Origin of the sequence: Rhizobium sullae (assembly GCF_900169785.1) — a bacterium.
Classification (GTDB): Bacteria; Pseudomonadota; Alphaproteobacteria; order Rhizobiales; family Rhizobiaceae; genus Rhizobium; species Rhizobium sullae.
Genome location: NZ_FWER01000248.1, coordinates 1 through 247 on the forward strand (window position 1 = coordinate 1; position 247 = coordinate 247).

Here is a 247-nt window from a genome sequence, read left to right on the forward strand (position 1 = left end):
TCGATGTCCGACTTGGCGCCGGCGCCGTCGACGATCGTGGTGTTTTCCTTGGAGATCGAAACCTTCTTGGTGCGACCGAGCATGTCGAGGGTAACGGACTCGAGCTTGATGCCGAGGTCTTCGGAGATCACCGTGCCGCCCGTCAGGATGGCGATGTCCTCGAGCATGGCTTTGCGGCGGTCGCCGAAGCCCGGAGCCTTGACGGCAGCGATCTTCAGGCCGCCGCGCAGCTTGTTGACGACGAGTG

Annotated in this window: 1 pseudogene; it reads right to left on the reverse strand. The window is 63.2% G+C overall.

The annotated features are described in order from the left end of the window. Window positions 1-247 (reverse strand): annotated as a pseudogene (gene groEL, locus BN1800_RS40010) (chaperonin GroEL); the annotation flags it as partial.